Raw genomic sequence first — 15,482 nt, forward strand, 5'->3', positions numbered from 1 at the left:
CATGGCCACAATCGTTTTGCAGGCGGTGGGGGCTGCGGTCGGCGGCATCTTCGGGCCTGTCGGTGCCGCTATTGGTGCCAGTCTTGGCGCGATGGGCGGCTATGCCATCGACAATGCACTCATCAATTCCACACGTCATGTCGAAGGTGCGCGACTGAACGGCGGGCGCGTCGCCACTGCCGAAGAAGGTGCGGCTCTGCCTTTCGTCTATGGCACGGTCCGGGTTTCCGGCACGCTCATCTGGGCGACGCGCTTCGAGGAGCAGAAGACCACAGAGCGTCAGGGCGGCAAGGGCGGACCGAAGGTCACCAGCTACAGCTATTTCGGCAACGCCGCCTATGCTGTTGCGGAAGGCTCGATTGCCGGTATTCGCCGCATATGGGCCGATGGGCAGGAACTCGATCTCACCGAGATTGAAATGCGTATCTATAGCGGTACGGACACGCAGGCTCCCGATCCGCTGATCGAGGCGAAGCAGGGGGCGGGCAACGCGCCTGCCTATCGCGGCACCGCCTATGTGGTGTTCGAGCGCATCCCGCTCGACAAGTTTGGCAATCGTCTGCCGCAGTTCCAGTTCGAAGTGATGCGTCCCGTCGGCAAGGTTGCGCAATCAGTCCGGGCGGTGGCGCTGATCCCCGGTTCAACCGAGTTCGGCCTGTTGCCCGATCCGGTGAGTGACGAACCGCTCGCTGGTCAGAAGCGCTGGATCAACCGCAATATTCTGCGCGCGCGCAGCGACTGGACCGCTTCGATGGACGAGTTGCAGACGCTCTGTCCTGACCTGCACCACGTTGCAATTGTGCTGCCATGGTTTGGCGACGATCTGCGCGCCGGTTCCTGCCGTATTCGCCCGGGTGTCACTGCGCTTTCAGCGCGCAAGCCGAGCCATGCGTGGGCGGTGGAAAATGTAACGCGGGCAACAGCCCATCTCATTTCCACAAGCGGCGAGGGGGCGGCCTATGGCGGAACGCCATCCGATCAAACCGTGATTGCTGCCATTCGCGATGCGAAGGCACGCGGGCTCAAGGTAACTTTATACCCTTTCATCATGATGGATGTGCCGGAGGGCAATTCGTTGCCGTCACCCTATGGCGACTTTGGCCAGCCTGCCTATCCGTGGCGCGGGCGCATCACCTGTCACCCTGCCATCGGCGTTGCCGGTTCGCCGGACAAGACGATTGCTGCTGGCGAACAGGTGCAGGCCTTTGTCGATGGACAATGGGGCTATCGCCGCTTTCTCAACCATTGTGCCGATCTGGCGCAGCAGGCTGGTGGTGTCGATGCTTTCCTGCTCGGATCGGAGTTGCGTGGCCTCACCGGCATCCGCGATGGACAGGAAAGCTTCCCCTTCGTCGCGCATCTTTGCGCGCTTGCCGCTGAAATGCGGACAAAGCTTGGCAGCGGTTGCAGGATCACCTATGGCGCCGACTGGTCGGAATATTTCGGCTATCAGGCGCAGGATGGCAGCGGCGACCTGTTCTTCAATCTCGATCCGCTATGGTCGCATCCGGCTATCGATGCCATCGGGATCGATAATTACATGCCGCTTGCCGACTGGCGCGACAGTGACCTCGACGACGGTAATCCGGACGGGTTCGAGACGGCCTATGATCTGGATGGGCTCACAGACCATGTGGCGTCGGGCGAGGGCTATGACTGGTATTATGCAAATGCCGGGGATCGTGAGGCCCGCAGGCGCTCGCTTATTACGGATGGTCTTGCAGGCAAGCCGTGGGTTTATCGCTATAAGGACCTCGAAGGCTGGTGGAGCAACCGGCATTATAACCGCATGGCAGGGACCGAAGCCGCGCAGCCGACGGCGTGGATACCACAGTCAAAGCCGTTCTGGTTCACCGAACTTGGCTGTCCCGCCGTCGACAAGGGGCCGAACCAGCCGAATGTCTTTCCCGATCCAAAATCATCGGAAAATGCGACGCCGTATTTTTCAAACGGGTCACGCGCGGATATCGGCATGGACCGATTTCTGCGCGCGCATTATCGCCACTGGCAAAACAATAATCCCGTTTCCCCACTCTATGGCGGGCCGATGCTGGATATGGATCGCATCTATCTGTGGTCCTGGGATACGAGGCCGTTTCCGGAATTTCCGCTCGCTGCCGATATCTGGGGCGACACGGAAAACTGGCGCCTCGGCCATTGGCTGAACGGACGCATCAGCGGCGTGTCGCTGGATGAGCTGATTGCAAACATTCTCAAGGATTTTGGCTTGCCGGAAGCCGATTGCACCGGAGCAGATGGCTATCTTTCCGGTTTTGTAATCGGTGAACCATCGAGCGCGCGGGGCGTACTGGAACCACTTTTGAATGTCTTTGGAGTTCATGGTTATGAACAGGCCGGGCGCTTCGTGTTCAAAAGCATCACGCATGCGGGGCCAGCGCTTCAACTGTCCGATTTCGTACAGCCGGATGACCGGGAAGCTCTCACGATCACTATCGAGGATCAGGGCGATCTGCCCTCCGTGGCCGAGCTTTATTGCAACGATCCGCTACGGGATTTCCAGATCGCTGGCGCTTCGGTCCGTCGCGAGGAGGGGCAGGGCACGGAAACGCTGAGCCTTTCCGGCGTCATGGAGCAGGGGCAGGCAACAGCGCTCGCCGAAGCATGGATGGCGCGGCGTTATGCGGAGCGGCGCTCGGTGGACTTCGCGCTGCCCTGGTCGATGGCTGTGCTTCATGTCGGAGACCGCGTGCGGCTCGGCATTATGGGCGGTGAGCGCAACTATGTTGTAACGGGAGTAGAAGACGGAGAAATCCGCACCGTTCGCGCAATCGCGCTGGCGCCGAACATCGCCTTTGCGGATCATGGCAAAACACCAACCAGCCCCGGCGGCGGTCCGGCTCTCGATATGAAGCCGATCTTCCACCTCATCGACTTGCCGCTCTGGCCCGGCGCAGAAGAACCCGTCGGGCAATTCCGCATCGCCTGTCATGCAAAGCCATGGCGCGGGGCGGCAGTGTTCGCGTCACCTTCAGACGATGGTTTCTCGGAACGCGCCATCGTGCAGGACCGGGCAATCATGGGCGAGCTGACCGCACCGCTTGAAGGCGCTCCGAGCGGACGCTTGATCGAGGGGCAGTCGGTTGAGGTGGTTCTTTATTCGGGTGAGCTGCAATCGCGGCCCATGGCGCAGATACTGAACGGAGCCAACACGGCTCTGTTGCGTTCACCGAATAGCGAATGGGAAGTGTTGCAGTTTCTGGACGCAGAGGAAATCGGCCTCAATCGCTGGAAACTCAGCCGCCTTCTGCGCGGACAGTTGGGGACCGAGCGGGCCGCATCGGTTCTGAAGGAAGTCGAGACGCCCTTCATATTGCTGGATAGCTCCGTTGTTTCTGTCGGTCTTCAGGCGTCGGAAGTGGGGCTCGAACTCAACTGGCGCGTTGGAACGGCTGGCAAGGTTTTTTCAGATGAGTATTTCGATACGGTCCGGTCGCGCGGCGGTGCGCGCGGCCTGCGTCCACTCAGCCCGGTTCATCCGAAGATGGTGCTGTTGGCGAATGGCGATCTTTCCTTCAGCTGGATCAGGCGCGGGCGGATCGATGCGGATGACTGGCCCGATAACTGGCTTGGTGAGGACATTCCGCTTGGCGAGGAGCGTGAGGCTTATCGCATCGAAATCTGGCGAGGCGGAATGTTGGTACGAAGCAGCCAGACGTCGGTGGCGTCATGGGCATATGGATCATCCGAAAGACAGGCTGACCTCGGCGATGCGCAATTCCAGTTTCGCGTTGCAATGATCGGCGCGAAGAGCGGACCGGGTGATTTTGCGTGTCTCGATGTCCCGGCCATTATCAACTGAAAGGAAAAATTATGAACATCGATAAATCATGGTATCTTTCCCGCACGGTCTGGGCTGGTCTTGTCGCGCTTTTTCTGTCGCTTGCGGGCGTTTTCGGCGTGGCGACCGATCTGATCGATCAGGGTGCCCTAACGGATGTTCTGCTGCAACTGGCGACTGCAATTGCCGGAATTGTTACGATAATCGGGCGTATCAGGGCAACTTCACGCATTTCATAATTTCACAAAGCGTGATAGTCAGAGGCTGAATTTTCCTTTGGGCCCGGAAGAGGAATGGTTGTTCATGCATCGTTCAGCTGTGGGGCGCTATATAAGGCGGCATGATGAAACAAAATTCTGCACTCAAAGTTTTCGCGCTTTTCGCGGTTAGTATTGGCTTGCTGCCGGTCGATGCCGGTGCCCTGCCGATAACTGCGCCGCAGAAGTCCAATCTCATCGTCGCTGCCGCCGGAGATTGCGCGGCGGTCGGCGAACAGGTGGCTGCCCAGCAGGGCGGCCAGCTCGCCAAGGCAACCGCTGCGACTCAGAACGGCCGCGCCGTGTGTGTGGTTGTGGTGCTTGTGCCGGGCCGCGATGGCGAGCGTCCGCGCCGCGTTGAAGTGGCCGTTCCCGCTCAATAACAACAGCTTTAAGCGCTGTTATACATGAATTGAGGGGAGAATGTCCGCTTGCGTATCCTGATCGTTGAAGACGACAAGGACCTGAACCGGCAGCTTTCCGAAGCGATGGCTGCTGCCGGTTACGTGGTCGACCGTGCCTATGACGGCGAAGAAGGGCATTATCTCGGCGATACCGAGCCTTATGATGCGGTGGTGCTCGACATCGGCCTGCCGCGCATGGACGGCATCAGTGTCGTGGAGCGCTGGCGGCGCAGCGGGCGTGCCATGCCCGTTCTCATGCTCACCGCCCGCGACCGCTGGAGCGACAAGGTTGCCGGTATCGATGCCGGTGCTGACGACTATGTGGCAAAGCCCTTCCATATCGAGGAAGTGCTGGCGCGGCTACGCGCCCTGATCCGCCGTGCTGCTGGTCATGCTTCGTCGGAACTCGTCTGCGGGCCGCTCTATCTCGATACGAAAACGTCGAAGGCAAGTGTCAACGGCGTCGCGCTCAAGCTCACCTCACACGAATACCGGCTTCTGTCCTATCTGATGCACCATATGGACGAGGTGGTCTCGCGTACCGAACTGGTTGAGCATCTCTACGATCAGGATTTCGACCGCGATTCTAATACGATTGAAGTCTTTGTCGGCCGCCTTCGCAAAAAGATGGGTGTGGACCTGATCGAAACGGTGCGCGGCATGGGCTATCGCATCCGCTCCGAAGGGGAGGTCGAGAGCGAAACGAAAGGCAACGACAGCTGAAGCTTCTTCGCGTCTTTCCTCCCTTGCGTTCGCTCGCGGTCCGCGTCGTCACGCTTTCGACGATCTGGGTCATCGTGGCGCTTGTGGTGGTGGCCACTTTCATCGGGTCACTGTATGGCGATGCGGCACGCAGCAATTTTGAACGCCTGTTGACTGCTCATCTGTTCAGTCTGGTCGGTGCCGTCAGCACGTCGGGCGAAGGCGTGCTGCAGGGGCGTCCGGAACTGGGTGAATTGCGCTATTCGAGCCCGCTCTCCGGCTGGTACTGGTCTGTCGATCCCGTCACGCCGAATCTGACCGGAAAGCTGCAATCGCCGTCGCTGATCGGGCGCATCGTGCCGGAAATGCCGATCACGCAGGCACCGTTCGATAGCTCCTTCATGCGCAGCTACACCTTGCCCGGCCTCAATGGCGAGGAGCTTTTTATCGTTGAGACCGAAGTGGTGCTGGATAATGCCAACCGCATTGCGCGTTTTCGTGTCATGGGCAATCTCAGCGAGGTCCTGAAGGAGATATCCGATTTCAGAACCAGCCTCACAACTTATCTGGCGATCTTCGGCATCGGCAGTATTCTCATCAATGCGGCTGTGATTCTGTTCGGCCTGCGTCCGCTCGACAAGGTGCGTCAGGCGCTGGCGGATATTCGCGAGGGGCGCTCGTCAAAGCTCGACGCATCGCTGCCCGTCGAAATTGCGCCGCTCGCAACCGAAATGAACGCGCTCATCGAGAACAATCGGCGCATTGTAGAGCGTTCGCGAACACAGGTCGGCAATCTCGCACATTCTCTCAAAACCCCTCTTTCCGTGCTGGTCAATGAAGCACGAAACATGGGTGGCGAACACGGACGCATCGTGCAGGAACAGAGCGAGGCGATGCAGGTGCAGATACAGCACTATCTACAGCGCGCGCGCATTGCCGCGCAGCGCGACAGTGTGGTGTTCCGTACACCTGTGACGCCGGTTCTCGAACGCATGCAGCGCGTGACGGCGAAACTCAATCCGGCTTTCAGCGTTACCTTCAGGAATGATCTGCCAAGCGCCGTTTTTGCCGGAGAGCAGGAAGATCTGGAAGAGATTGTCGGCAACCTGCTGGAGAACGCGGGCAAATGGGGCCGCACACGCATCAATATCAGGCTTGCCCCTATTTCTGGGGAGCAACGACAATTCGAAGTCCTGATAGAAGATGACGGGCCGGGTCTGGCACCGGACAAGATCGAAGCGGCGCTGAAGCGCGGCAGCCGTGTCGATGAAACGAAACCGGGAACCGGGCTCGGGCTGGCAATCGTGCAGGATACCGTTCGCGAATATGGCGGCAATCTGCATCTGGGCAAGAGTCCGTTCGGTGGATTGGGTGTCCGGGTCGTGTTGCCGCTGACGGAAGATTGACGGTTGTTTTTGGCCAAAAGCCAACTAGAGCATTTCCAGCAAAAGTGCGAAGCGGTTTTGCGTCGGATAATGCTTAAAAACCAAGAGATAGAGTGGATCCGTGATTTCATTTTAACAGGATCCGCTCTAGACAATTAAATTGAAAAAGCCACATGCCGATATAGTGTGCATGCTAATTGTTTATGAAGGCCGGTTGTTATGATGATGGTATCCAGGTTTTCTCACCCAGTTTCAGTTGCTTCGACGATGCTTGCCGTGGCGCTCGCATTGTCGGCCTGCGGCACGACGAGCAAGGGCACAGGTCTCGGCTCGCTGGGCGGCGGTTCTACGGCGCAGAAGCCGGAAACAAGCCTGTTGACGCCGCTTGGCAACGGTCTGCTCGGCAACTCCGCAAATCAGTTGAATGCAGTCGACCGCAAGAAGGCGCTTGAGGCTGAATATCGCGCGCTTGAATATTCGCCGGCCGGCAAGGCCGTATCCTGGAGCGGCAGCGGATCGAACTCCGGCGATGTGACGGCGGCGCAGCCCTATCAGGTGGGCTCTCAGAATTGCCGCCAGTATTCGCACAGCTTCACCATTGGCGGGTCGCAGCAGACTGCGCGCGGAACGGCATGTCGCAATCCGGACGGTAGTTGGACGCCGCTGACCTAAACTCCAGCGTCCTACCTTTGCGGCGAATTGCCCTAGTCAGCAACTTACTGCAGGTAGTAGTTGGTTTTTCCCTTGGCTGCGCTTAAGTCGTAGCCATGGGATTCTGGCTTATTGCAGCACTACTGACATTGGCAGCCACTCTGGCTGTTTTGTTGCCTCTCGCGCGGCGCAAGCAGGCATTCTTGCCCGCTGAAAAGAATGACCTTGAGGTCTATCGGGATCAGTTGCGCGAGGTCGAAGCCGACGCTGCACGCGGCATGATCGACCCGCAGAGCGCCGAACAGGCGCGCATCGAAATTTCGCGTCGCATTTTGAATGCTGAAAAGTCAGGCAAGGAAGCTGCGGAAGCCGCAAGCAAGGCTGCACCAGGCCGATTGCTGGCTTTCATTGCGGTCCTTGCCGTGCCGCTGATCGCCTGGGGCATCTATCCGCTTTTCGGCAAGCCGGACATGCCGTCCATGCCGCTCGCCGAACGGCTTTCGGCCAGTGCGGATCGCGGCTCTGTCGATGAGCTTGTGGCGCGTGCCGAAGCGCATCTGGCGCAAAATCCGGGCGATGTGCGTGGATGGGATGTGCTGGCGCCGATCTATCTGCGGCTTGGTCGTGCCACTGATGCCGTCAATGCATATCGCAGTTCCATTCGTATTGCCGGTGAGAATTTCCCGCGTGTTCTGGGATTGGGTGAAGCACTGGCAACCGCTTCGGGTGGCACCGTGACCGCCGAGGCAGAAGGCTTTTTCAAGAAAGCTGCCGATCTCGAACCAAATGATGTGCGTCCGCAGTTCTATCTTGCACAGGGCGAGATGCAGGATGGTCGGATGGATATGGCCGCCAATCGCCTCCAGGCATTCCTCGACAAGGCACCCGCCGATGCGCCGTGGCGCGGTCAGATCGAACAGGCTATCGCCCGGCTTCGTAACCCCGCTTCCGGTAGCGACCAACAACCGAAAGGGCCGACAGCAGACGATGTCGATGCCGCTTCGTCGCTCAGCCAGGAGGACCGGCAGGCGATGATCGAAGGCATGGTTCAACGTCTTGATGAAAGTCTTCGCCAGAATAGTGGGGATGTCGAAGGCTGGAAGCGTCTCGTGCGCTCCTATATGATCCTCAACCGTCGCGATGCAGCGCTGGACGCTCTCAATCGCGGCATGACAGCCCTTCAGGGCGAAAGCCGGACGAACTTGCAGAGTTTCGCAGCCGGTCTTGGACTGGAAACAGGGAACGCACAAAAATGAGCGCGACCGCAGACGACAATGCACGAGGTACCAAACCGGCGGGTAGTTTTGCCCGGACCGTTAGCCAGAGAAAGCGCAAGCGCCTGTTCCTGATCGGTGGCGCACTGGCGGTTCTGGCCATAGCGGTCGGACTGATGCTGATGGCCTTCAGTCAGGACATTCGTTTCTTCCGTACGCCTGCCGACCTGACGGAACAGGATAGGGCCTCGGGCTCGCGGTTCCGCCTTGGTGGTCTCGTTGAGGAAGGTTCCGTCAGCCGCGAGGGCAGCGAACTGCATTTCACGGTGACGGATACGATCAAGACTGTGAAAGTCGTGTTCGAAGGCATTCCACCTGATCTCTTCCGCGAAGGGCAGGGCGTTGTCGCCGAAGGGCGTTTCGGAGACGATGGTGTTTTCCGCGCCGACAATGTGCTGGCGAAGCACGACGAGAATTACATTCCCAAGGACCTTGCCGACAGCCTGAAGGAAAAGGGCGTCTGGGAAGGCAAATAGAAATTATGGCATTTCCAGCAAAAGTGTGAAGCGGTTTTGCGTTTGGAACAGCTTAAAGCGAATAGTTAGGGCATTCCATATCGGACCCGTGGTCCGGCAGGGTGCTTGATGGAGATTGCAGATGAGTGTCGAAATCGGCCATTTTGCTCTGGTTCTGGCGCTGGCACTGTCGATTGTCCAATCGATCGTGCCGGTGGTCGGCGCGCATCGCCGGGATACGCAACTCATGGCCGTCGCCGTGCCGACAGCAATTGCAGTCTTTGCGCTGATCTGCCTTGCATCGGCCGTGCTTGTCCATGCCTATGTCGTGTCGGATTTCTCGGTTCTGAACGTGGTCGAGAACTCGCATTCCCAAAAGCCTCTCCTTTACAAGATCACCGGCGTCTGGGGTAATCACGAAGGTTCGATGCTGCTGTGGGTGTTCATTCTCACCTTCTTCAGTGCGCTGGTGGCTGCATTTTCCGGCAATCTGCCTGAAACGCTCCGCGCCAACGTTCTTGCCGTACAGGGCTGGATCAGCGTCGCATTTCTGGCATTCATCATCTTCACCTCGAACCCGTTCACCCGTATTTTCCCGGCTCCGATGGAGGGTGGCGATCTCAATCCCATCCTTCAGGATATTGGCCTCGCGATCCATCCGCCGCTGCTCTATCTCGGCTATGTCGGCTTTTCGGTATGCTTCTCCTTTGCCGTGGCGGCACTGATCGAGGGGCGTCTCGATGCCGCGTGGGCGCGCTGGGTGCGTCCGTGGGCACTCGTGGCCTGGATGTTCCTGACCGGCGGTATCGCGATGGGTTCCTACTGGGCTTATTACGAGCTTGGCTGGGGTGGCTGGTGGTTCTGGGACCCGGTCGAGAACGCATCGTTCATGCCGTGGCTGGTTGGTACAGCCTTGCTCCATTCCGCTCTCGTGATGGAAAAGCGTTCCGCGCTGAAAATCTGGACCGTGCTGCTGGCGATCCTTACCTTTTCGCTATCGCTACTCGGCACATTCCTTGTCCGCTCCGGCGTTCTGACCTCGGTTCACAGCTTCGCCACCGATCCGGGACGCGGTCTTTTCATTCTGGCGATCCTTGCAATCTTCATTGGCGGATCGCTGTCGCTTTTCGCACTTCGCGTACAGAGCCTGACGGCGGGGGGCATTTTCCACCCGATCTCCCGCGAAGGTGCGCTCGTCTTCAACAATCTGTTCCTGACGACCGCTGCCGCGACCGTGCTGATCGGTACGCTTTATCCGCTGCTGCTCGAAGTGATGACCGGCGACAAGATTTCCGTTGGCGCACCGTTCTTCAACATGACGTTCGGCCCGCTGATGATCCCGCTTCTTTTTGCAGTTCCGTTCGGTCCGTTACTCGCCTGGAAACGCGGTGATCTTTACGGCGTGTCGCAACGGTTGATGACGGCTTTCGCGCTCTCGCTTTTGGCGGCGGGGATTGTCTTGTGGAGTACATCGGCGAAATCGGTTCTCGCCGCCTGCGGGATCGGACTTGCCGTGTGGCTGATTTTCGGCAGTTTGACGGACCTCGTTCTCAAGGCTGGCATTGGCAAGGTTTCCGCAAGCAAAGCATTTGCGCGCTTCAAGGGTTTGCCGCGCTCGGTCTTTGGCACGGCGCTCGCCCATATCGGGCTTGGCGTGACGCTGCTTGGCATTGTGAGCGTGACCACGTTTGGCACTGAGAATGTGCTGATCATGCGTCCGGGCGACACAGCCAAGGTGCAGGATTATACGCTGAGATTTGAGGGCCTCCGTCCGTTGACCGGCTCGAACTTCACCGAAAATCGCGGCACTTTCACCCTGCTCGATTCCAGCGCACGCACTCTCGGACAGATTGAACCGTCCAAGCGCTTCTTCCCGGCACGCCAGATGCCAACCACGGAATCAGGTATCAAGACGCTGTGGTTCAGCCAGGTCTATGTTGCGCTTGGCGATGAGCCGGGTGACGGATCAGTTGTGGTTCGTATCTGGTGGAAGCCTGACGTGACGCTCATCTGGTATGGCGCCCTTGTCATGATGGTGGGTGCGCTGTTTTCCCTGGCAGATCGTCGTCTGCGGGTCGGCGCGCCGTCACGCAGTCGCAAGTCTGCGTCGAAAGAAGCGGAGGCCGCAGCATGAGAAAGCGGTCGGCATTCGCAGCTCTCCTGCTTGGCGCTGCTCTGGCTATTCAAGGAACGGCGGCGCTCGCGGTCAATCCCGATGAAGTCCTGTCCGATCCGGCGCTTGAAAAGCGCGCCCGCACGATTTCCGGCGAATTGCGCTGCATGGTCTGCCAGAACGAATCCATCGACGATTCCAATGCCGAACTTGCCCGTGATCTTCGCATTCTCGTGCGTGACCGCCTGAAGGAAGGCGATAGCGACCAACAGGTGATAGACTTCATCGTTGACCGTTATGGTGAGTTCGTTCTTTTGAAGCCGCGCCTCAATGCGCGTACCGTGCTTCTGTGGGGCTTTCCGGTCGTCGTCCTTTTAATCGGTGCGGTTGCGCTGATTTTTGCCTTTCGCGGGCGCAGGCAGGCGGGCGAAGCACCCAAACCGCTTACCGACAGCGAAAAAGCCGAACTCTCGCGTCTGCTGGACGGCAAATAACTGACATCTGCTTGCGAATCTTATTCGCAACCTTACGAAACTTTCATGTTGTGGAAACGGAGCGGTAAGGTAGCCCTGACTATCTTACGCTCTATAAAGGTTTCACAGGCCTGCGTTTCCTGAAAGATCAGGGCGGCGGCCGGATTACTGCTCGTAAGGAGAAATAAATGTCCAGAGCCAGGATTTCCAACTATCGCAAGGGCGTTGCCGCGATTGCACTATCGGCTGCTCTCGCCGGTGGTTTCCTCGCTACCGGCCCGCTTGGTGCGCTCAATGATGCGCGTGCCGATGCAGTCCAGGTAACGCCTCCGCCGCAGGCTGCGGGTTTTGCCGATCTTGTTGAGAAGGTTCGTCCGGCTGTTGTCAGCGTCCGCGTGAAGAAGGACGTGCAGCAAACTGCTGATCGCGGCGACGGCGGCCAGTTCTCGGGCCCTCCCGGATTTGATCAGCTTCCGGACGATCATCCGCTGAAGCGCTTCTTCCGTGATTTCGGCATGGATCCGCGTGGCGACGCTCGTCCCGATGCCCGCCCGGATCGTCGTGGCCCCGGCAAGCGCGGTCCGCGTCCCGGTCATGAACGTCCGGTCGCCCAGGGTTCCGGCTTCTTCATTTCCGAAGACGGCTATGTCGTGACCAACAATCACGTGGTTTCCGACGGCGATGCCTACAGCGTTGTCATGGATGACGGCACGGAACTTGACGCCAAGCTGATTGGCACCGATCCGCGCACCGATCTGGCCGTGTTGAAGGTCAACGATCCGAAGAAGAAGTTCACCTATGTTGCATTCGGCGACGACAACAAGATTCGTGTCGGTGACTGGGTTGTGGCTGTCGGCAATCCGTTCGGTCTCGGCGGTACGGTGACATCCGGTATCGTGTCGGCTCGCGGCCGTGATATCGGCGCCGGTCCTTACGACGACTTCATCCAGATCGACGCGGCTGTGAACAAGGGCAACTCTGGTGGTCCGGCCTTCAACCTGTCCGGTCAGGTCATCGGCATCAACACCGCAATCTTCTCGCCTTCGGGCGGTAGCGTGGGTATTGCCTTTGCAATTCCGGCCTCCACCGCAAAGCAGGTCGTTGACCAGCTCATCAAGAAGGGTTCGGTCGAACGTGGCTGGATCGGTGTCCAGATTCAGCCGGTGACCAAGGATATTGCTGCTTCGCTCGGCCTTGCCGAAGAGAAGGGCGCAATCGTCGCTTCGCCGCAAAAGGATGGTCCCGCTGCCAAGGCTGGCATCCAGTCCGGTGATGTGATCACTGCCGTCAACGGCGAACCCGTTCAGGACCCGCGCGATCTGGCACGCAAGGTTGCTGGCATTGTTCCAGGCGAAAAGGCGGCACTCACCGTCTGGCGCAAGAACAAGGCCGAGGCAATTGACATCACCATCGAGGCGATGCCTGGCGACCTCGGCAAGTCGGCCAGCACTTCGGGCGACAATGGCGGCGGCAGCCAGAACGAGACGCTCGACTCCTATGGCTTGACCGTGACCCCATCCGAAGATGGCAACGGCGTGGTGGTAACCGACGTTGATCCCGATAGCGATGCCTCTGACCGTGGTGTCCGTTCCGGCGATATCATCTTGAGCGTCAACAACCAGACGGTGAAGAGCGCCAAGGACATCAACAACGCCATCAGCGAAGCCGCCAAGTCGGGTCGCAAGGCAGTGCTGCTGCAATTGCAGAGCAACGATCAGAGCCGCTTCGTGGCCCTGCCGATCGATCAGGGATGATGACCGGCAGCCCTTGAGGCTCTGAGCAATTCGATGCCAGGCGGCTCTCCGCCTGGCATCGCCTTATCATCAAACGGTATTATAAGTAGCGCCATGAAGATTCTCGTTATTGAAGATGACCGCGAAGCGGCCCGCTATCTGGAGAAGGCCTTCACCGAGGCCGGACATTCCGCCGATATCGCCGGTGACGGCGAGACCGGCTATACGCTGGCCGAGAATGGAAGCTACGATGTCCTCGTAGTCGATCGCATGTTGCCGAAGCGCGATGGCTTGTCCGTTGTGGCTGGTTTGCGTGCCAAAGGCATGGAAACCCCGGTCCTGATCCTTTCCGCACTCGGCGAAGTGGATGACCGCGTCACAGGCCTGCGAGCCGGTGGTGACGACTACCTTACCAAGCCTTATGCATTCTCCGAACTGCTGGCTCGCGTCGAGGTTCTGCAGCGTCGTTCCAGTCCCCGCGAAGCAGATACGATCTACCGTGTCGGCGATCTGGAGCTTGACCGGCTTGCGCATACAGCGCGCCGTCAGGATGTGGATATTACGCTCCAGCCTCGCGAGTTCCGACTTCTCGAATATCTGATGCGTCATGCCGGACAGGTTGTCACGCGCACGATGCTGCTCGAGAACGTATGGGATTATCACTTCGATCCGCAGACCAATGTGATCGATGTGCATATCTCGCGTTTGCGTTCCAAGATCGAGAAGGGCTTCGACGTTCCTCTGCTTCATACGGTGCGTGGCGCCGGCTACATGCTGAAGGCCGGACGTGCAAAACAATCCGCAGCCGCCAAGGTGGATTGATGAGCCGCTTTTCAGCGCTCATGCGCACAACCGCCGTTCGACTATCGACGCTCTATCTGCTGCTGTTCATCGTCGGCGCGGTAGCGCTGGTCTTCTACATGACCAATCTGTCTGCTTCCATGCTGGCCGCGCAGACCCAGCAATCGCTGGGCGAGGAGATCGGCAGCATTGGCAAGAGCTATGCGCGGGGCGGCATTCCGCAGCTTGTGCGTACAATCGATTATCGCTCGCGCCAGCCGGGCGCTTATCTCTATTTGGTCGCTGATCCGACAGGCCGTATCCTTGCGGGTAATGTGGAGAGCGTGGAGCCTGGTGTTCTGGACACAGATGGCGTTATCGAGCGCGGGTTCAAATATCGACGTTATGGCGAGCAGGGCACGGAGACGGAGCACCGCGCCATTGCGGTCGTGATCGCATTGCCGAACGGCATGCGGCTTCTGGTCGGTCGCGATCTGGGTGAACCGGAGCGGTTCCGTGATGTTGTTCGCCGGTCACTGATGCTGGCGTTAGGTATCATGGGCGTTGGAGCGCTCTTGATCTGGCTATTTGTAGGACGCCGCGCCTTAAAGCGCATCGATGACGTGTCCAAGGCTTCACAGCGCATCATGGATGGGGATTTGACGGGCAGGCTTCCGGTCAACGGTTCCGGTGATGAATTCGACCGCCTGTCGGGCAATCTCAATGTCATGCTTGGCAAAATTCTGGAATTGAACGAGGGGCTGAAGCAGGTCTCCGACAATATCGCGCATGATCTCAAAACGCCGCTGACGCGCCTGCGCAATCGAGCGGAAGAAGCTCTTTCCGGCAAGAAGGCCGGACCTGAATATCGTGAGGCGCTTGAAGATATTATCGGCGAGTCGGATCAATTGATCCGGACCTTCAACGCGATCCTGATGATTTCGCGTCTTGAAGCAGGCTATTCATCGGAGAATCTCGAAAACATGCCGGTAGCGCCGATCCTTCGCGACGTGGCCGAAATGTATGAGCCCGTTGCCGAGGATGCGGGTGTGAACCTGACACTTGGCGATCTCGATGAAGTTGCGCTTCATATCAATCGCGAACTGGTCGGGCAGACGATTTCCAATCTCGTGGACAATGCAATCAAATATGCGGGTGGTGATGAGCGGACCGAGACCGTGAGTCTTTCGATGGAGCGTGATCCGAACTGGGTCCGCATCATCGTTGCCGATAATGGTCCCGGCATTCCTGAAGAAAAACGCGAACAGGCGACAGAACGGTTTGTTCGCCTTGAGGAAAGCCGCACGCAGCCCGGTTCGGGACTCGGTTTAAGTCTTGCCAAGGCTGTGATGAAATTGCACGGTGGCGCACTTCGTCTTGAAGGCAATGATCCGGGCCTGCGCGCTGTGCTGGAGTTTCCATTGCCATCGGGCAAGGTCGAATAATGGCGTGACAT

The 15,482-nt window shown here is 58.6% G+C and carries 13 protein-coding genes; all 13 read left to right on the forward strand.

Features of this window, described 5'->3' with window-relative positions; translation table 11 throughout:
• Position 1 precedes the first annotated feature (1 nt).
• The 13 genes from F9K94_RS22305 to F9K94_RS22365 all read left to right on the forward strand — a co-directional run bounded on the left by F9K94_RS22305 (position 2) and on the right by F9K94_RS22365 (position 15,471).
• The gene (locus F9K94_RS22305) at positions 2 to 3,820 is read left to right on the forward strand and encodes a baseplate multidomain protein megatron (protein ID WP_151648680.1); all 3,819 of its coding nucleotides are present in this window, start codon (positions 2 to 4) and stop codon (positions 3,818 to 3,820) included.
• 11 nt (positions 3,821 to 3,831) lie between these two features.
• Positions 3,832 to 4,038 carry a hypothetical protein gene (locus F9K94_RS22310; protein ID WP_151648682.1) on the forward strand — a complete coding sequence of 69 codons (207 nt, stop codon included), beginning with the start codon at positions 3,832 to 3,834 and terminating at the stop codon, positions 4,036 to 4,038.
• 104 nt (positions 4,039 to 4,142) lie between these two features.
• Complete coding sequence (locus F9K94_RS22315; RefSeq protein ID WP_151648743.1) at positions 4,143 to 4,439, forward strand: hypothetical protein; 297 nt, start codon at positions 4,143 to 4,145, stop codon at positions 4,437 to 4,439.
• A gap of 48 nt (positions 4,440 to 4,487) precedes the next feature.
• Positions 4,488 to 5,183, forward strand: coding sequence for a response regulator transcription factor (locus tag F9K94_RS22320; RefSeq protein WP_151648684.1), 696 nt, complete (start codon positions 4,488 to 4,490; stop codon positions 5,181 to 5,183).
• 74 nt (positions 5,184 to 5,257) lie between these two features.
• Positions 5,258 to 6,568 (forward strand): ATP-binding protein, encoded by a 1,311-nt coding sequence (locus F9K94_RS22325; RefSeq protein WP_151648745.1) that lies wholly within the window; start codon positions 5,258 to 5,260, stop codon positions 6,566 to 6,568.
• A 198-nt stretch (positions 6,569 to 6,766) separates the two neighbouring features.
• Positions 6,767 to 7,219: a hypothetical protein gene (locus tag F9K94_RS22330; protein WP_151648687.1), complete on the forward strand. Its 453-nt coding sequence runs from the start codon at positions 6,767 to 6,769 to the stop codon at positions 7,217 to 7,219.
• Between the two features lie 95 nt (positions 7,220 to 7,314).
• Entirely contained in the window at positions 7,315 to 8,454 is a 1,140-nt protein-coding gene (gene ccmI / locus F9K94_RS22335) for a c-type cytochrome biogenesis protein CcmI (protein WP_151648689.1), read from the forward strand.
• Positions 8,451 to 8,948: a cytochrome c maturation protein CcmE gene (gene ccmE, locus F9K94_RS22340; RefSeq protein ID WP_151648691.1), complete on the forward strand. Its 498-nt coding sequence runs from the start codon at positions 8,451 to 8,453 to the stop codon at positions 8,946 to 8,948. The genes ccmI and ccmE overlap by 4 nt, the downstream gene beginning before the upstream one ends.
• 121 nt (positions 8,949 to 9,069) lie before the next feature.
• Entirely contained in the window at positions 9,070 to 11,061 is a 1,992-nt protein-coding gene (locus F9K94_RS22345) for a heme lyase CcmF/NrfE family subunit (RefSeq protein ID WP_151648693.1), read from the forward strand.
• A complete protein-coding gene (locus tag F9K94_RS22350; protein ID WP_151648695.1) occupies positions 11,058 to 11,534 on the forward strand; it encodes a cytochrome c-type biogenesis protein in 477 nt (158 codons plus the stop codon). Before F9K94_RS22345 ends, F9K94_RS22350 begins: the two co-directional genes overlap by 4 nt.
• Positions 11,535 to 11,701: 167 nt before the next feature.
• Complete coding sequence (locus F9K94_RS22355) at positions 11,702 to 13,267, forward strand: Do family serine endopeptidase (RefSeq protein ID WP_061347249.1); 1,566 nt, start codon at positions 11,702 to 11,704, stop codon at positions 13,265 to 13,267.
• A gap of 93 nt (positions 13,268 to 13,360) precedes the next feature.
• On the forward strand, positions 13,361 to 14,068 hold the full coding sequence (locus F9K94_RS22360) for a response regulator transcription factor (RefSeq protein WP_061347250.1): 708 nt from the start codon (positions 13,361 to 13,363) through the stop codon (positions 14,066 to 14,068).
• Positions 14,065 to 15,471 (forward strand): sensor histidine kinase, encoded by a 1,407-nt coding sequence (locus F9K94_RS22365; RefSeq protein WP_192799562.1) that lies wholly within the window; start codon positions 14,065 to 14,067, stop codon positions 15,469 to 15,471. The genes F9K94_RS22360 and F9K94_RS22365 overlap by 4 nt, the downstream gene beginning before the upstream one ends.
• The last annotated feature ends 11 nt before the right edge of the window (positions 15,472 to 15,482 follow it).

It is taken from the genome of Brucella tritici (assembly GCF_008932285.1).
Classification (GTDB): domain Bacteria; phylum Pseudomonadota; class Alphaproteobacteria; order Rhizobiales; family Rhizobiaceae; genus Brucella; species Brucella tritici.